Annotated in this window: 15 protein-coding genes; 4 read left to right on the forward strand and 11 right to left on the reverse strand. The window is 34.8% G+C overall.

Annotation, left to right across the window (positions count from 1 at the left end):
• Nucleotides 1–153: 153 nt before the first annotated feature.
• A complete protein-coding gene (gene selB, locus ACYQ3D_RS06385; RefSeq protein ID WP_459837185.1) occupies nt 154–2,058 on the reverse strand; it encodes a selenocysteine-specific translation elongation factor in 1,905 nt (634 codons plus the stop codon).
• A gap of 14 nt (nt 2,059–2,072) precedes the next feature.
• A complete protein-coding gene (selA, locus tag ACYQ3D_RS06390) occupies nt 2,073–3,479 on the reverse strand; it encodes an L-seryl-tRNA(Sec) selenium transferase (protein ID WP_459837186.1) in 1,407 nt (468 codons plus the stop codon).
• Between the two features lie 174 nt (nt 3,480–3,653).
• Here selA and ACYQ3D_RS06395 point away from each other — a divergent pair, with 174 nt between their 5' ends.
• Complete coding sequence (locus ACYQ3D_RS06395) at nt 3,654–4,535, forward strand: selenium metabolism-associated LysR family transcriptional regulator (RefSeq protein ID WP_459837187.1); 882 nt, start codon at nt 3,654–3,656, stop codon at nt 4,533–4,535.
• Here ACYQ3D_RS06395 and ACYQ3D_RS06400 read toward each other — a convergent pair.
• The 6 genes from ACYQ3D_RS06400 to ACYQ3D_RS06425 all read right to left on the reverse strand — a co-directional run bounded on the left by ACYQ3D_RS06400 (nt 4,516) and on the right by ACYQ3D_RS06425 (nt 10,352).
• A complete protein-coding gene (locus ACYQ3D_RS06400) occupies nt 4,516–5,667 on the reverse strand; it encodes an aminotransferase class V-fold PLP-dependent enzyme (protein ID WP_459837189.1) in 1,152 nt (383 codons plus the stop codon). The two genes, ACYQ3D_RS06395 and ACYQ3D_RS06400, sit on opposite strands and share 20 nt — an antisense overlap.
• Before the next feature lie 22 nt (nt 5,668–5,689).
• On the reverse strand, nt 5,690–6,448 hold the full coding sequence (locus ACYQ3D_RS06405) for an acyl-CoA dehydratase activase (RefSeq protein ID WP_459837190.1): 759 nt from the start codon (nt 6,446–6,448) through the stop codon (nt 5,690–5,692).
• Between the two features lie 304 nt (nt 6,449–6,752).
• The gene (locus tag ACYQ3D_RS06410) at nt 6,753–8,030 is read right to left on the reverse strand and encodes a double-cubane-cluster-containing anaerobic reductase (protein ID WP_459837191.1); all 1,278 of its coding nucleotides are present in this window, start codon (nt 8,028–8,030) and stop codon (nt 6,753–6,755) included.
• 41 nt (nt 8,031–8,071) lie between these two features.
• A complete protein-coding gene (yedF, locus tag ACYQ3D_RS06415; RefSeq protein ID WP_459837192.1) occupies nt 8,072–8,641 on the reverse strand; it encodes a sulfurtransferase-like selenium metabolism protein YedF in 570 nt (189 codons plus the stop codon).
• A gap of 284 nt (nt 8,642–8,925) precedes the next feature.
• Entirely contained in the window at nt 8,926–9,870 is a 945-nt protein-coding gene (locus tag ACYQ3D_RS06420; RefSeq protein ID WP_459837194.1) for a TDT family transporter, read from the reverse strand.
• 14 nt (nt 9,871–9,884) lie between these two features.
• On the reverse strand, nt 9,885–10,352 hold the full coding sequence (locus tag ACYQ3D_RS06425; protein WP_459837196.1) for a C-GCAxxG-C-C family protein: 468 nt from the start codon (nt 10,350–10,352) through the stop codon (nt 9,885–9,887).
• 218 nt (nt 10,353–10,570) lie between these two features.
• Between ACYQ3D_RS06425 and ACYQ3D_RS06430 the strand changes: the two genes are divergently transcribed.
• From ACYQ3D_RS06430 to nadE, 3 genes are all read left to right on the forward strand, one after another.
• On the forward strand, nt 10,571–11,242 hold the full coding sequence (locus tag ACYQ3D_RS06430; protein WP_459837198.1) for a TetR/AcrR family transcriptional regulator: 672 nt from the start codon (nt 10,571–10,573) through the stop codon (nt 11,240–11,242).
• A gap of 322 nt (nt 11,243–11,564) precedes the next feature.
• A complete protein-coding gene (locus tag ACYQ3D_RS06435; RefSeq protein ID WP_459837200.1) occupies nt 11,565–12,455 on the forward strand; it encodes a glycine betaine ABC transporter substrate-binding protein in 891 nt (296 codons plus the stop codon).
• A 144-nt stretch (nt 12,456–12,599) separates the two neighbouring features.
• Nucleotides 12,600–13,388 carry an NAD(+) synthase gene (gene nadE, locus ACYQ3D_RS06440; protein ID WP_459837201.1) on the forward strand — a complete coding sequence of 263 codons (789 nt, stop codon included), beginning with the start codon at nt 12,600–12,602 and terminating at the stop codon, nt 13,386–13,388.
• A 53-nt stretch (nt 13,389–13,441) separates the two neighbouring features.
• Here the strand turns inward: nadE and ACYQ3D_RS06445 are convergent, their stop codons facing one another.
• The 3 genes from ACYQ3D_RS06445 to uvrB all read right to left on the reverse strand — a co-directional run bounded on the left by ACYQ3D_RS06445 (nt 13,442) and on the right by uvrB (nt 17,544).
• On the reverse strand, nt 13,442–14,224 hold the full coding sequence (locus tag ACYQ3D_RS06445) for an ATP-binding protein (protein WP_459837203.1): 783 nt from the start codon (nt 14,222–14,224) through the stop codon (nt 13,442–13,444).
• 351 nt (nt 14,225–14,575) lie between these two features.
• On the reverse strand, nt 14,576–15,538 hold the full coding sequence (locus ACYQ3D_RS06450) for a D-2-hydroxyacid dehydrogenase (RefSeq protein ID WP_459837204.1): 963 nt from the start codon (nt 15,536–15,538) through the stop codon (nt 14,576–14,578).
• A 32-nt stretch (nt 15,539–15,570) separates the two neighbouring features.
• A complete protein-coding gene (gene uvrB, locus ACYQ3D_RS06455; RefSeq protein WP_459837206.1) occupies nt 15,571–17,544 on the reverse strand; it encodes an excinuclease ABC subunit UvrB in 1,974 nt (657 codons plus the stop codon).
• Between the last annotated feature and the right edge of the window lie 148 nt (nt 17,545–17,692).

Genomic DNA, 17,692 nt, shown 5'->3' on the forward strand with positions numbered 1-17,692 from the left:
CACTCCTTTATTGCTTGTTAAGTATTCTTTTGTGCTACAGCCATCCACTATTTGTCGTAATTCGTGAGCAAATTCATTACAGAGAATCAAAAGGACTTATTTTGAATTGGCTAATAGCTGATAGCACACGACACATAGCTCACGACTGTGCCACTAATCCTCCGCCAACACTCGAGTATCTCCTTTTCTTAGAGTAACCCCTAGCTGATCAAAATATTCCAGTAGCGGCAAAGCATATTTGCGACTAGTAGCTAATAAATCTCTAAATTCAGCTAATTCTATTCTTTCTTCTTCCTTTAAATATTTTCTGAGTAATTCTTTAGCCTCTTCTAAACTCTGATCGGCAAAATATAAGTCCTCTGCTACTTTAACCAACTTGTTATTAGAAATTAAAAATTTACAGATTTCTGTTGCTAACTCCTCTTCTGTAAATTCTTCTAGCACTTGACTTAATTCAGGAGGACTAAATTTATTTGCTGTAAACTGATCCATAATCTCCTTTTTAAGTTCTTCTTCCTCTGGTTTGAATTCAATCTCAAAGTCAGCTAGTCGGACTTTAGCATCCTGCCTAATAATTCTTCCTGCCTCCTTTAAATCAGCTAGTAATAAATCATACTGATTAGAAGATAAATCCATACTAAGTTTAGTTCTGAGTTCCTCTTTCTTCCTTCCCCAGCGTAAATGATACTGTTGATGATAAGCAATCAAGTAATCTATTATCTCTTCTTTTAATTGTTGATAATACTCTTTATAGATCCAGCTAGACTGCTGACCTGTAGCTAATTCCACAGCTTGCTCACTAGCTGATAATTTTCCTTCTAATTGTTGACGAGCTAAACTAGTTTGTTTAATTAAATCTTCTAGCACTACAGGTTTATCTGTAGCTGATTGTAAAGCAAGTTCAATCCTTTCTTCTAAACTACCATTTTCTTTAATCTGCAGGGCAGAAATAGTTTCTGCTTCAAAGCGTTGATGTTGACTAGGATTAGAATCTAAAATCTGTCCTCCACCAATAGTAGCCATCGGAGAATAACGGCGTAGTACATATCTTTCTTTAAAGTTAGCTACTACTGTCTCCTCTAATCTAAATTGGACTAATCCCTGTTCTCCCGGATATAATTCTTCTTGATCCAATAAATAAACTCGACCTAATACTTCTTTAGCCCCTAAATGAAGTCTAATCCGGTCTCCATGCTTTAAAACAAAAGAAACTGTGGGCAACAACTCTAAACGGGCATCAAGATATCCAGTCTTAACTAAACTATCTGCAGTAGCTAAAACATCCCCTCGATCTATTTCCTCAGTATCCACTCCAGCTAGATTAACTCCTACTCGTTGGCCCGGGTAAGCAGTAGTAACTTCTTCTTCATGAACTTGTAGACTACGAACCCTAGCCTTAATTCCCGCCGGATAAATCTCGAACTTATCTCCTACGGCAATCTTTCCTTTAATCAAAGTTCCTGTCACAACTGTACCATGGCCTGCAATAGAAAAAACTCGATCAATTGGAAAATAAACATTCCCTTGTTTATCTTTAGCAGGAACTTTTTTGGTTATTTTAGTTATCTCTTCCTTAAGCTGATCAAGCCCTTGACCTTCCACAGCTGATACTGGAATAATCGGAGCTCCCTCTAAGAAAGTATCTGTAACCACTTCTTTAATCTCTTCTTGCACTAACTCTACCCACTCATCATCTACCTTATCACTTTTAGTTATTGCTATAAGCCCTTGGTTTACATTCAATAAATCTAAAATAGCCAAGTGCTCTTCAGTCTGAGGCATAATAGCTTCATCAGCAGCTACTACAAGTAATCCTATATCAACTCCTCCTGCCCCGGCTAACATATTCTTGATAAATTTTTCATGACCAGGCACATCTATAATCCCTACTTGTAACTGATCATTTAAATCTAAAGAACTAAAACCTAAATCAATAGAAAGACCGCGCTCTTGTTCCTCTTCTAATCTATCAGTATCGTCTCCTGTTAAAGCCTTAATCAAAGTTGTCTTACCGTGATCAACATGACCAGCTGTTCCAATAATCAAATTTTGCGTCATCTTGTCACCTCCTACTATATTATTTCCTGAACTGCTTCAACTAAATGAGTAAAATCTTTCTCTTGTAAGGTACGAAGATCTAATAAAACAGATCCGGCAGATATTCTAGTAAAGATTGGTGGATTATGAAGTCGCAGACTCTCGGCTATTTCTTCAGCACTTAACTCTTCATGAGCTAACTCAATTACATAAGTAGATAACTCTTCTGTAGGAAAGGACCCACCTCCTGCTCGAGAAATATCTTCCTTAACTGTTAGTTGAAATTCTGGAGCTGCCTCCTTAAGCTGAGTAATTAGTTCTTCTGCTCTTGCTTGTAATTCCTCTTTAGAAGCAGTTAACATCTGTAAGGTAGGAATTCGGTTTTTGGCCCTTTCTAATTCTCTATACTCCTGTAAAGTAGCTTCTAAAGCTGCTAAAGTAAATTTATCTACTCTTAAAGCTCGATTTAAAGGATCGTTTTTCATCTGCTCAATATATTCTTGATCACCAACAATTATCCCAGCTTGCGGACCTCCTAGTAATTTATCTCCACTAAAGGTTACTACATCAGCTCCAGCTTGAATACTGTCTTGAACAGTCGGCTCATAGCTTAAACCAGCAGAAGTTGAATCAACTAAAATACCACTCCCTAGATCCTCTACTACTGGTAAATCATTCGCAACCCCTAACTCAACTAATTCCTCAAGAGATACATCTTTGCTAAAACCTACCACTTTATAATTACTTGTATGAACTTTAAGGATCATTCCAGTATCTTCATTAATAGCTCTTTTATAATCAGCTAAATGAACTCGATTAGTAGTTCCTATTTCACATAACTGAGCACCACTTTGTTCCATAACATCAGGAATCCGAAACGAGCCCCCAATTTCAACTAATTGTCCGCGAGCGATAATAGCTTCTTTGCCTTGAGCTAAACTACCTAAAGCTAATAAAACAGCACTAGCATTATTATTAACTACTAAAGCAGCTTCAGCTCCAGTTAACTCAATCAACAAATCTTCTATAATCTCATAACGAGAACCTCGCTCTCCAGTATCCCGATTAATCTCTAACGTAGAATAACTGCTAGCTACCTGTTGTAACTTTTCTTTAGCTGAATTACATAATAAAGAACGACCTAAATTAGTATGAACTACAACTCCAGTAGCATTAACAGCTGCTAATAACTGATCACTAGTTTTATTATCTAAATATTCTTGTACCTCACTTAAAATATGTTCTTCATCTAGCTTAAGAGAATTTAATTCTTCTACATCACTTTCTAAAATAGTAGTTCGTAATTTATCAGTACTCTCTCTAATCCCTTCAATTACTAATTGTCTTGGATGACTAGTAATCAATTCTTGAGTTGAATCCATTGCCAATAAATCATTAACTGCTGGGATCTGTCTTAAATAATTCTTTTTAGTTTCCTCCATTATTTATCTTTGTCCTCCTTTGATTAATATTTAATAATTATACTTACTAAACTTTACTATAATGATATTATAAATTGTCTTTAGTTGCAATAATTATAAATTCGCGTTTGACTTACTAAGAAAACTTGTTATATACTTTTAAATAAGTTACAAGTCGAAGAAAGGAATAAAATAATGAAACTAAAAACTTTAAAAATGTTTGTTAAATTAATAGAATATGGAAATTATTCTATTGTTGCTGAACAATTAAACCTCACCCAACCAGCTGTTAGTATGCAGCTAAAATCATTAGAAAAAAAATTAGAAACAGAATTAATCACTCGCCAACAAGGCAAAATAAAATTAACACCTGCTGGTAAAATAATCTATCGGCGAGCCAAAGAAATATTAAATAATTGGGAACAAGCACAATTAGAAGTTAAACAAATCACAGGAGAAACATATGGTCACTTAACTATTGGAGCTAGTACTATCCCCTCTGAATATCTACTACCTGCTTTATTAGCTAAATTTTATAATCAACTACCTGAAGTAGAAATAACTATGAAAGTTGGGGATAGTAAAGAAATAATAGAATTATTAAAAAATAAAAAAATAGATTTAGCAGTAGTAGGAACTAAACCAACTATAAATCAACTACAAATTGATCCAATAGTTACAGATTCTCTAGTTTTAATTGTTCCCTCTAGTCATAGATTTGCTAATAAAGAAAAAATTACTAGCAAAGAACTCCAACAAGAAAAAATATTACTCAGAGAAAAGGGGTCAGGTACTAGAAAAGCTATGCTAACTGCTTTAGAAGAAAATGGAATAGATAAAGAAAGTCTCAATACTAGAGCTTGTCTAGGCAGTAACGAAGCTATTATTTCAGCAGTAGAAGCTAAATTAGGTATCTCTTTCATTTCAAATTTAGCTGCTAAAAAGGCGGCTACTAATAATAGAATAAAAAGGATAGAAGTAACAGATATATCAACTAATCGTAAATTTTATCTAGCCTATTATCAAAACAGACAACAAGAAGTCTTAATTAAAAAGTTTAAGAATATTTGTTATTGATTATTTCTTGCAGTGCTTCCAAAAGCTGTTTTACTTCTTCTATGGTATTAAAATAACTAAAGCTAACTCTAACTGTTCCTGTATTATAACTCCCAATACTCTGATGGGCCAACGGCGCACAATGAATTCCAGTCCGGACTGCAATATCATATTCACTATTTAGGATATGCCCTATAGTAGCAGGCTCAATTCCTGCTACTTTAAAGGAAGTTACTCCCACCCGAGTTTGACCGATTTGAGAAGTAAGAACCTCTACTTGTTCTAATTTTTCTAATCCTATCATTAAGTGCTCTACTAGTTTATCTTCCTGGTCTCTTATCTGGGATAAAGTAGTCTCTTCAATAAAGGCTATTCCTGCTTTCAGTCCGGCAATCCCAGGAGTGTTTAAGGTACCGCCTTCATACTTATCAGGAACTAGATTGGGGTTTAAATTTTCTTTAGAACTACCACCAGTGCCCCCTTCTAATAAAGGCCGACACTCAATTTCAGAGTTAAAATACAATCCTCCTACCCCTTGCGGGCCAAATAATCCCTTATGTCCCGTAAAAACAAGAAAATCCACCTTTAACTCTGCTACATCTATAGGAACAATCCCCGCTGTTTGGGCTACATCAACTAAAAAATGAACCTCTTGTTGCTGAGCAATTGCTCCTACTTCTTTAATTGGTAAGAGATTACCTGTTACATTTGAAGCATGAGTCAGAGTAATTAACTTAGTCTGCTCCGTAATCGCAGCTTCAATATTCTTTAAAAAAGCTTCCCTACCCTGTTCAGTATCAACTACTCTTAAATCTATTACCCCTTCTTCTTCTAAACGGTGTAAGGGACGAGATATAGCATTATGCTCTAAACTACTAATTATTACATGATCTCCTTCTTCTAATAAACCCTTAAACACAAGATTGGTTGCTTCAGTAGCATTTTTAGTAAAAGCAATCTGACTACTATCTGAAATATTAAAAAAATTAGCTACTTGATTTCTAGCTTTAAAAATAACTCTACTAGCATCTAAAGCAATCTGATGACTACCACGACTAGGATTACCACTTTTATTACGTAAAACATCATCTACTGTCTGATAAACTATTTCTGGTTTCTGCCATGTAGTTGCTGCATTATCAAAATAAATCATACTTTACTTTGCCTCCTTTTCTTTAGTCCCACCCTATTATAGCTGCCCCTAAAGCTCCAGCAATCTGTGAATTAGAAGAAGTAATAACTTCTCTTCCTAATGTATCACTCAATACTTTCTTTATTCTTCTACTTTTAGCTAAACCACCAGTAAATAAGATTTGCTGATTAACAGGAACTTTACTCAATAATACCTGGGCTCGATTAGCAATAGCTTCTACTATTCCTAACGCAACTGATTCTTTAGAAGCTCCTTCAGATAATAAACTAATCACTTCTGATTCAGCAAATACTGTACACATACTATTAATCTCCTGTGGCTCAGTATTTTTAGTAAGTTCATCCAATTGATTAATATCTTCTCCTAAAGAATTAATTGTTACCTCTAAAAACTTTCCTGTTCCTGCTGCACACTTATCATTCATGACAAAGTCTATTACATTTCCCTGCTCATCTATACTGATTGCTTTACTATCCTGTCCCCCAATATCTATAATAGTTCTTACCCTACTATCCAAAAAATATCCACCCTTAGCATGACAAGTTATTTCTGTAACTACTTTATCTGCAAAGTCAACAGATACCCTACCATATCCTGTAGCTACTACTTGATGTATATCCTTTTTAGCTAAATTATTATCTTCTAATAATTTATTTAAAGCATTAACACCAGCTTCTTTGGGACTCCATCCTGTAGGCATTACCACTTGATCAACTATTTCTCCATCAAACAAAACCCCTTTAGTTCCTACTGATCCAATATCAATTCCTACCGAATACATATAATTCCTCCTTAGTACTAAATCTATAAAAAACTTTAACCTAATCCTATATATCTTTATATAAATATCCTGTAATAAATATTCTTGGTCTGATTTCTAAACCCTTCTTTTCTTTATTTGCATAATCATTTTCATCTACTTAATTGAATTGTTTCATTATTTTCATTTTAATCCTCTCTTTAATTCCTTTGCCTTCTAATTATCAAAAGGAGTTTCATAATATTATGAAACTCCTTTTATCTTAAAATCTACCTTTATACTACTCTATATTCTAAGCTTGCATCTTTTTAAGTAATAATACAACCTAACTTTGAATCATCTCTAAGAAAGCCTCAATTCGAGTATTTAACTGACCAGTATCACTATCACTAAAGTCACTTTCAATTTGGGTAACTGGAATATCTTCTTCCTTTAAAGCTTGCGAAATCTTTTTATATTCCATATTATAAGCCTGACAGAATTGTAAATTATAATAAATTACACCATCAACATTATACTCCTCAGCTAATCTTAATATATCATCAACCCGGTCATTATTAGGAGTAAAACAAGCACAATTAATATTCATTGCTCTTTCTGTTAAGTTATCAATCTGTTCTTCTAAAGTTTCTCCACCTTCTGGTACCTTATCTTCAAAATAACGAGTTCCTGTACAAGTCTCTTCACAAACTACAACCCCACCATTACTTTCAATCAAATTATGGATCTTCCAACTAGGTAACGGCATAGGAGTTCCCGCTACTAAAATTCTAGGTGCATCTTCATCTGCTATACCTTCTCCAGCCTCAATTCTATTTTCTAACTCATCACAAAGTGTACTAGTCTTTTCAATAAATCGTTCTGGATCATCAAAAAAGGCTAACTGGGTAATTAATAAAGCATCTTTACCACTAATTGGAACCGGATCTGCTTTTCTAGTATCATATAATCGCTGTAGCACATCACGCTTTTCATTAATTAATTCAATGGCCTCAGCTACTTTTTCTGCCTTAATTTCTCTACCACTAGTTTCTTCAATATGTTCTTTAAAACGCTTAATTTCTGACTTCCATAATTCACGTGCAGCATCTGATTTAGTTTGTGGTAATTCCATTACATAGGTAGGAATATGTTCATCTAGTATCTCCCAAGCCTTCTTCTTCCCATCACAAGTTGTTTCTCCTACTACAAAATCTGATACTTCAAAATAAGGACAAATTCTATCCATTTTAAAGCCAAGAGAAGATTTAATTAAAGGACATAAATCACTACTTGGTAATTCCTTTTCTGCTGTTGATACTGGCAATTGAGCTCCGGCACAAAGACCTATACTAGCGCCTCCTGCAGCAGTAATTAATTCATCTGGTACAAATACACAGAAAGAGGAAATAACAGGATTGCCCTGTTCTTTTTCTTCCATAAGTTCTTTAACCCTAATCCCATGAATATCTCCAACTACAAAATCATAATACTCCATAGCCTCAGGACGATTTTCTTGACTGACAAATAAGTCTCCATATATTTCTGGTAAAAGTTCTAAAAATTGATCATGCCTATCCAAATCCAATCCTAATTCTTCCCACATATCATAATGCTTTTTCATATTTACTCCTCCTTAGTTAGCAACTTTTACTAGTGAATTTATTATATCTCGACTACTGAATTAGAATTAAGCGAATCTAATATTTCATACATATTACTGATACTACCAACTTCTAATTTCTCTTCTAATCCATAATAATCTAAACAAGTTCCACAGGATAAAATATTAATTCCTTGCTCCTCTAACTTCTTTAAATGTTCTTTTGCTTCTTGATTTAAAGTAGGAACCTTAACCCCACTATTCATAAAGATAATTTTCTTTGGTAAAGGATTTACATTAGATAAAGTACCAAGGAATCCCTTCATTAGTACATTACCTAATTCTTCTGCTCCTTCTCCTAGGGTGTTACTGGTAATAAAATAAACTTTACCTTGCTTATCCTCTTGGTTTTCTACTTGAGTATCATCTTGCTTTTCAATTGTTAACTTATAATGATCAGCTTCCTCTAAAGTACTAACCTTACAATTCATTTTTTTCGCTAACTTAGCCACATTTTCTGCTTGTACCTGATCATCAACAGTTACTGCTATCTGCTTTTCTTCTTGAAGAGCTTGTTTAGTCTTGACTACAGGTTCTGGACAATCTAAGCCCTGAGCATTAATCTCTTTCATCAATAACTCCTCCTTTATAAAATAGTTTTTATTAATATTTTCTCTCTTAATCCAATTATAGATAAACAACTCTAAAGTGGTACAATATGTGTCACTTTCGTGCCACAGCTATCTGTCATCTGCAAATGGTTCTTATTACGGAAGGTCTGTTCTTTAGACCTGTAGGATGTGTCGTGAGCAGATCTTCACGAAGAGTCCCAAGGACTCATAGGAATTCAAATTCAAAGCTATAACTCAATTCAATCCCTATAAACACAGTAAACTTAAAGGGATAGATTTTGAATTTAAAGGTTTTGAATTAGCTGATCTTGTTGTCTCCAATTTTGCTGTAAATAACCTACATACTTAATTAAAACAAATAAAACTAAAACAACTGATAAGAGTTCCATTATCCTAGCAGGATAACTGAGTAAAGTATTACCAAACTGCCCCCCTAAAAATTTTGTGGTTAATTTTAATCCTATAGTCGTTATAACGAAGGGAAATGTAAAAGCAGAAAAACTAGGATAAAATCCAACTTTAATCATTTTAGGGAGATAAATCACAACTCCTGTTGCCATAACCAAAGTTAATAGTATTAACCAACCCACTAACAATAGATTTTTTTCTGGAAAAACATTCATATATCCAGCTAGACAAAGCCCTGCTGGAGCTGTAAAGATAGAAATAGTAGGTAATGCTGGCTTTTTAATTCCTTTAATCCAAAACACCCGATAAATAACTACTGGAAGTAAAACCATATAACTAATAAACCCAAACCAAAAAATTAATTGCCCCAACTGAAAATGATTAAAAGCAGGAGCAGTTACACTAGCAACTACTAGCCCCACATAGACTATAAAATAGCTAGGAAATACTTTCTTGATACTAAAGTTTAATAGAAAACGACGCGAAAAGAAGATAATCAATAAACTATGAAGAATAATACCACCATACCAGCTATATAAGGCTAACGGATAAGAAAACTTAATAATATAAGTGGCTAAAACCATAATTCCCATAGCAAAAGTAGGTGATACACTAGCTACTACAGGATTTTCTAACTCCTCAAAAAAGTTTTTACGATCAATGAAAACCCGTCCAACTAAGAGCAGAGCTATTAATGTAGCTAATATTCCTGCTAGATAACGATATTGACTACCATAAGAACTAATTATATTCCCTAACCCAGCTAATCCCAGCATCAAACCTGCTATTGGAATCGGAGTTTGTTTGAAAGCCTTAATCACATTAACCCTCTCCTTTAGTCTACTTTAACTTGTCCATTATTAATAAATCTCTCCATTACCCAAGCAGCTACTTCACCAGTTATTTGAATACAGTGTTCAGCTCGCTCGGAACTATCAAATTCAGCAAAATCTTTAGTCAAAACTCGACAACAAGTAGAACCATACTCTTCTTTAATATAATCATGTAAGTCAGCACTAGCTGGAAAACATTCCTCAGGCATAGACGCTCCTGGTTCAGTTCGACCGTACTTAAGTCCTAAAGCCATAACTCCACCACTAACTGCCCCACATAAACATTTAGACTTTCCAATTCCTACTGGAAAACCAGAAGCCAATTTCACCATTTCAGGTGGCATTTCTTCTCCTACTAGTTCATTAACTGTAGTTAATACAGCTTCCGAACAGAAAAAATCACCCCTGCGAAAATAGTCTTCTGCTTTCTCTCGAGCTTGTTGAATTAAATCTTTTTCTTGCTTATTCATGATTTTAACTCCTCCTTTTAGTTATTATAAAATAATTTTAATTATAATATAATTTTTATTTATAACGCTACTAAAAAAATGAATTCATATTAATTATACACCACTTTACAAGAAATTTAAATAAAAAATGCGATTAATCTCCCATCCTTGACTTAAAGAAAAAATCTATTATATACTTTAAAAGAAGATCCAAACTATTATTAAAGGAGCTAATAACTATGATTAACATTCAACAGTGTGATATTAACAAGAAGCGTACTTTAAAAGTATTTATTAACGCAGCCGCTCAAATCATTGAAGAGGAAGGTATTGAAGCAGTAACTATCAGAAAAGTAGCAGCAATTGCAGGGTATAATAGCGCTACTATCTACAACTATTTTGATAATAGCAAACAACTAATCTCCTTTGCGGCTACAAGATTCATCAACACCCACTACTTACAAGCTCTCCCTGACTATATCGACCAAGCTGATAATGCTTTAGAAAGATTTTTAGCCATTTGGGACTGCTTTTTTGAATACTGTTTTAAGCATCCTAAACTTTATTATGCAGTCTTTACTGAAAATATCGGCAATCGACCTGATAATTTAACTCGTAATTATTATGCACTATTTCCCGAAGAAATAGACAACTATCCTTCCGAATTAACTCCCATGATCATGGAATCAAATTTTGCTAAACGATGTCAAATAGTGCTTAAACCTTGTATTGAAGAGGGGTATTTTACCAAACAAGAAGCTACAGAGATTAATCAAATGATTAGGTTGCTTTATCAAGGAATGCTATCTCTATTTATCAACCAACGAGTCGATTATTCAGCAAAAGAAGCAACTCAAATAATTATTAGTCATATCCGTAAAATTATAAATTCATTCTCTAATTACAAATAAATATTAATTTACTTACCTCCTCCCTGGTATTTAGCTCTGCTAATAGCCAGGGTTTTTAATATATTATTATCTTTAATTATATTTTTTACCAACAGATTAGCACAAATAATATTATTTTATAAAGCATTAAAGAGCATTAAAGAGCATTAAAGAGCCAGAAAAATATAATCATTTGTGAGTACAACAAGTATCAATCATTGCTTGACATTACCATAAAATTTACTTATAATGCTATTGGAAAATATATCATTTTGACTTTTCTCAATCGTAGGCTTAATTGTGATTAAACAAGTGAATAACTGATATAAAGGAGGGATTAATCATGAAAAAACTAGTAATATTTATTTCAATCTTGTCATTAATTTTAGTAGGTGCTGGATGTGCTCAAAACACAAATCAAGATCAGACAGAACAACAGACTACTAAGAAAATAGAATTAGGCTATGTTCAATGGGCCTCAGCAGAAGCTTCCACTTATTTAATGCAGGAAGTACTAGATAGAGCAGGTTATCAAGCTAAGATATCAAATCTCCAGCCTGGAGCTATGTATAATGGGTTGGCCCAAGGAGACATTGATAGTATAGTCTGTGCTTGGTTACCTAAAACACATGAATCTTATTTAGAACAATATTCAGATAAATTAGTCGATTTAGGCGCTAACTTCAAAAATGCTAAATTAGGCTTAGTAGTTCCTGACTATGTAGATGTGGACAGCATCCCGGAACTAAAAGAGAAAGCTGCTAAATTCAATAGTGAAATTATCGGTGTCGATCCCGGCGCTGGCATCATGCAAACAACTAACGAGCAAACAATTCCTAATTATGGACTACAAGATTGGAGATTAGTTAAAAGTAGTGGCGCAGCTATGACTACTGAACTAAAAAGTGCTATCGAAAAAGAAGAACCAATTGTAGTTACTGGCTGGACACCTCACTGGAAATGGTCTGCTTTTGACCTTAAATTCTTAGCTGATCCTAAAGAAAGTTATGGCCAAGCGGAAATGATTAAAAGTCTAGGTAGAAAAGGAATTAAAAAAGATCTACCACAGGCAGCCAAAATTCTAGAGAACTTTGCAGTAACAACCGAGCAATTAGGAAGTATTACGAACTCTATTCAGCAAGGTACTAAACCAGAACAAGCAGCAACTCAATTCGTTGATAATAACCTAGATGTCGTTAATCAGTGGTTACCTGAAGGACAAAAAATAGACTAGAAAATAATTTAAATTATTTTCTATATAGCTTGACAATAGGGGGTAATTCCCCTATAATCTCTTTTGAAAGTTAATAATCATGATTACTAAAACTCAAAATAAGTAATCATATGAAGAAACTTACTTTGGAGGGTTAATTTACTAATGTTAAAAAAAGGTCTTGAAGATGAAATAGTAGACTGGATGCGAGAACAAGTTGCAGCAAGAAATGCAGATGGAGCAGTAGTCGGACTTAGTGGTGGAATTGATTCTTCTGTTACAGCAGGTTTAGTTAAGAAGGCTTTTCCAGACAATAGTCTAGGAGTTATGTTACCTGCCGGAGGAACAATCACTAAAGATGTAGAATACGCTCAAAAAGTAGCTGGAACTTTTGACCTAGATACAATTAAAGTAAACATGGAAGAAGCTAATGACGCTTTAGAAAGTACGTTCCAAAGTATTGATATAGAAAAGACTGAACGAGACTATTGGCCACAGACTAAGATTCCTACACCTAATCCAGCAGAACAGAATATCCAGACAAGATTAAGAATGATGACTCTTTACTATATAGCTGAAAAGAAAAATTATGTTGTAATGGGTACTAGTAATCTAAGCGAAATCATCGCTGGTTACTATACTCTACATGGTGATGGTGCTACTGATATGCGTCCTCTAGGCGATCTTACTAAAACAGAAGTTTGGGAATTAGCTGACCAAATCGGCGTTCCACAAGAGATTATTGATCGTCCTCCAACAGGTGGTTGCCGAGGAGATGAAAGTGATAGAGACGAAAAAGAGTTTGGTATTGACTATAGAACATTCGATGAGATTTATAATACAATTCAAGAAGGTGGCGACTTATCCCAGTTTGATATTGAAGACGTTAATCGAACTGTAGAATTAATTGCTGGTGCTAAAGATAAATCAAACACCCCTACTTTCACTAGATAATTAATAAATATATAATAAAGCTCCCTGAATTCAGGGAGCTTTATTAATTTATTCTATTTTAATTCTCCATTTATCCCTACTGTTTCTATCTCTAAATCTAGGTCAGATTCAGCATTTTCAATCGCTTGCTCCACAATTCTAACTAATCCCCCACAACAAGGAACTTCCATTCGCGCTATAGTAATACTATTTAAATCATTAGCTTCTATAATCGCTGTTAATTTATCAACATAAGCCTGCCCATCATCCAATTTAGGACACCCCATAGCTACTGCTTTTCCTGGTAACATCTTTTGATGATAATTACCATAAGCTGCTGGTACACAATCAGCTGTCACCAACAAATCAGCGTTTTTAAAATAAGGTGCAGTAGCTGGTAATAAATTAATTTGGATTGGCCATTGTTCCAATTGAGACTCAACTTCTACTTCCTCTTGATCTGATTTAGGTTGCGACTTATTCATCTTTCTCATTCTACTACCAGGACAACCACCTTGATGACCGTGGCCGTGATCAGGATTATGATCTATAGTTTGATCTTCAGCATGCTCTTCTTGAGCTTCCATCATTTCCTCTACAGCATCTTCACCTCTTAGTTCTTTTACATGCTCCTCAGTGGATTCTAGATCAAATTCTTTAGCTTCTCGTTCTTCAATTGTTAAAGCTCCTGTAGGACATTCACCAATACAATCACCAAAACCATCACAAAATTCCTCATTAACTAACTTTGCTACCCCATCTACAAGCTGTAAAGCTCCTTCATGACAACCAGTAATACATTCTCCACATCCTGTGCATTTATCCTCATCAATACTAATAATCTCTCGTGTAGCCATTATTATCGCTCCCTTCAAAATTTATATTTGAATTATTAATTTCTGTTTTATCATCGTCACTTATATTATATCCGGATCTTCTTTACTTTTCTGTTAACTACATCACACAAGTAAAACTTTATTGATATAGTGTGGCACTTTCGTGCCACAGCTATCAGCTGTCTGCAAATGGTTTTTATTACGGAAGATCTGTTTTCCAGACCTGTAGGGTGTGTCGTGAGCCAAATCAAATTCAAAACCATAGATCTAATTCAACCCCTTAAAACATAGTAATTTTAAGGGGTTAGATTTTGAATTTAAAGGTTTTGAATTGGCTGATAGCTCATAGCACATAGCTCACGACTGTGTCACCTATGGTGCCACCACTACATTCACTGGATCACCTGCTAAAAACTGTTCTAAATTATCAACTGCAATATTCATTAACCGCTGTCTTGACTCTTGGGAGGCCCAAGCAATATGAGGAGTAATAATAGTATTTTTAGCCTTGAGAAGAGGATTATCCATCTGAGCAGGTTCAACTGACAAAACATCAACAGCAGCTCCGGCTACCTGACCATTATTTAAAGCTGCTGCTAAGTCTTCTTCTACAATTAATCCTCCTCTTGCTGTGTTAACAATCATTACTCCTTCTTTCATCTGAGCAATAGCATCTTTATTAATCAGCCCCTTAGTACTCTCTGATAAAGGACAGTGTAAACTAATCACATCTGAATTCTGTAATAAATCTGCTAACTCTACATACTCTATCGTATCACTTTCTAACTCCTGATTCTGCTGTTTATCATAAACTAATACATCCATCCCAAAGGCTTGTGCTAACTCACCAGTCCGCTGTCCGATTCTTCCGTAACCAATAATCCCTATTGTCTTTCCTGCTAATTCAACTACTGGGTGATTCCAGAAACAAAAATCAGGAGAGTTGGCCCAAACCCCTTCTTGAACTGCTTGACTATGCTCTCCGACATGATTGCACAACTCCAATAATAGAGCAAATACATGCTGGGCTACTGCATTAGTACCATAGGCAGGAACATTAGTAACTACAATATCATTCTTCTGAGCCGCATCTAGATCAACCACATTATAGCCCGTTGCTAACACTCCAATATACTTAACTTGGGGAACCTGAGCAAAAATTTCTTTGGTTAAAGAAGTCTTATTGGTAAAAATGATCTCAGCTTCTCCTATTCGCTCTACAATTTTCTCTTGCGGTGTTCGATCATAGACTGTTAGATCACCAAATCCTTCCAAAGGATTCCAACTTAAGTCCCCTGGATTTAAAGCATGACCATCTAATACTACAATTTTCATGATTACCCCTCCTCATTAGATACATAAAATTATTATTTCTTTTGTAACTCTTCAATTCTATCTCGTAATTCAGCAGCTTTTTCGAAATTAAGAGTTTCTGCTGCTTCCTTCATTTCTATCTCCAATTCTGCAATTCTAGCTTCTATCTCTTCTTCAGCCATCTCTTCTGCTTCTTCTTCATTATTATATTCAGCTTCTGATTCAGCTACCATATCTACTGGCCGTAATACATCACGAACTTGCTTAGTAATTGTTCGCGGTATAATATTATGTTGTTGATTGAATTCTAACTGAACTTCTCTTCTTCTCCTTGTCTCCTCTAGTGCTTCTTGTATTGAAGCAGTCATCTCGTCAGCATACATAACTACTTTCCCATTTACATTTCGAGCAGCTCGGCCAATTGTCTGCACTAAAGAAGTAGTGGATCTTAAAAAGCCCTCTTTATCAGCATCTAAAATAGCTACTAGTGAAACTTCTGGAATATCTAATCCCTCGCGCAACAAGTTGATTCCTACTAATACATCAAACTTACCTAAACGCAGGTCTCTAATAATCTCTAATCGTTCAATTGTATCTATATCAGAATGAAGATACTGGACCTTAATTCCTGCCTCAGCCAAATAATCTGTTAGATCCTCAGCCATATTCTTAGTTAGAGTAGTAATTAGTGCTCGTTCATTCTGAGCAATTACACCTTGGATTTCAGATAATAAATTATCAATCTGATGGTCAATTGGTCTCACGTCTATTTCCGGATCAACTAAACCAGTTGGTCTTACAATCTGTTCTACTACCTGTCCACTGCCCTCTAATTCATATTCTCCTGGCGTAGCAGATACATAAATAACTTGATTGACTAATTTCTCAAATTCAGCAAACTTTAGGGGCCGATTATCTAAAGCAGATGGTAGTCTGAAACCATGTTCTACTAACCTCTCCTTGCGGGAACGATCCCCAGCATACATACCTCCAATCTGAGGAATAGTCTTATGGGATTCATCAACTACTAATAAGAAATCATCTGGAAAATAATCCAATAATGTTTGTGGTCGAGACCCTGGTGGTCTATCTTCTAGCAATCTAGAGTAATTTTCAATCCCGGAACAAGATCCAACTTCAGCTAACATCTCCATATCATATCGCGTTCGCTCTTCTAACCTCTGGGCTTCTACTAACTTTCCCTCACTTCGTAATTCTTCTAATCTTTCTTCTAATTCCTGCTCAATATATTTTAACGCCCGATTAACTTTATCCTGCGGTTTAACAAAGTGGCTAGCCGGATAAATAGTTACTTCAGTCAATTTGTCTAGTATCTCACCAGTAACTGCATCAATCTGGCTGATCCGATCAATCTGATCACCAAATAACTCTGCTCTATAAACTCTATCCTCATAAGCAGGCATGATTTCAATAGTATCGCCTCGGACTCTAAAACTTCCTCGCTGGAGATTCATATCATTTCGTTCATACTGGATATTAACTAGCTCTTTAACAATCTCATCTCTATCCTTAATCATCCCTGACTCTAGATGACAAGTTAAATCTAAATAATCTGCTGGATTACCTAACCCATAAATGCAAGATACACTAGCTACAATAATTACATCATCACGTTCAAATAAGGCACTAGTAGCAGATAAACGTAATTTATCAACTTCTTCATTAATTGAAGCATCTTTTTCAATATAAGTATCACTCTGCGGCACATAGGCTTCTGGTTGATAATAGTCATAATAGCTGACAAAGTATTCAACCCTATTATGGGGAAAAAATTCCTTAAATTCACTACATAATTGAGCTGCCAATGTTTTATTATGAGCAATCACTAAAGTCGGCTTTTGCACCTTTTCAATTGCATTTGCTATAGTAAAAGTCTTCCCCGAACCTGTTACTCCTAATAGAGTCTGTTCTGACATACCTTTTTTGATTCCTGTAGTCAACTGCTCAATAGCTTCAGGTTGATCACCTTGAGGAGTATATTCAGATACTAATTGAAACTCCGGCATCTCTATTACCTCCTTTATTCAGTCTACAATTTATAGTTGAAGTATAATTGATATAATGTGTCATTGACACATTATATCAATAGTCGTGAGCTATGAGTTATGAGTCATGAGCCAATTCAAAGTCAAAATTTAATTCAATCCCTAAAGT

The organism is Halanaerobaculum tunisiense (assembly GCF_054657635.1).

Coding starts and splice junctions, on each gene's coding strand:
- ACYQ3D_RS06410 (WP_459837191.1), bottom strand. CDS start 8,030: ATGAAAAAGCATTATGATATGTGGGAAGAATTAGGATTGGATTTGGAT.
- selA (WP_459837186.1), bottom strand. CDS start 3,479: ATGGAGGAAACTAAAAAGAATTATTTAAGACAGATCCCAGCAGTTAAT.
- ACYQ3D_RS06395 (WP_459837187.1), top strand. CDS start 3,654: ATGAAACTAAAAACTTTAAAAATGTTTGTTAAATTAATAGAATATGGA.
- ACYQ3D_RS06425 (WP_459837196.1), bottom strand. CDS start 10,352: ATGAATAAGCAAGAAAAAGATTTAATTCAACAAGCTCGAGAGAAAGCA.
- ACYQ3D_RS06400 (WP_459837189.1), bottom strand. CDS start 5,667: ATGATTTATTTTGATAATGCAGCAACTACATGGCAGAAACCAGAAATA.
- ACYQ3D_RS06405 (WP_459837190.1), bottom strand. CDS start 6,448: ATGTATTCGGTAGGAATTGATATTGGATCAGTAGGAACTAAAGGGGTT.
- uvrB (WP_459837206.1), bottom strand. CDS start 17,544: ATGCCGGAGTTTCAATTAGTATCTGAATATACTCCTCAAGGTGATCAA.
- ACYQ3D_RS06435 (WP_459837200.1), top strand. CDS start 11,565: ATGAAAAAACTAGTAATATTTATTTCAATCTTGTCATTAATTTTAGTA.
- selB (WP_459837185.1), bottom strand. CDS start 2,058: ATGACGCAAAATTTGATTATTGGAACAGCTGGTCATGTTGATCACGGT.
- ACYQ3D_RS06450 (WP_459837204.1), bottom strand. CDS start 15,538: ATGAAAATTGTAGTATTAGATGGTCATGCTTTAAATCCAGGGGACTTA.
- ACYQ3D_RS06445 (WP_459837203.1), bottom strand. CDS start 14,224: ATGGCTACACGAGAGATTATTAGTATTGATGAGGATAAATGCACAGGA.
- yedF (WP_459837192.1), bottom strand. CDS start 8,641: ATGAAAGAGATTAATGCTCAGGGCTTAGATTGTCCAGAACCTGTAGTC.
- nadE (WP_459837201.1), top strand. CDS start 12,600: ATGTTAAAAAAAGGTCTTGAAGATGAAATAGTAGACTGGATGCGAGAA.
- ACYQ3D_RS06430 (WP_459837198.1), top strand. CDS start 10,571: ATGATTAACATTCAACAGTGTGATATTAACAAGAAGCGTACTTTAAAA.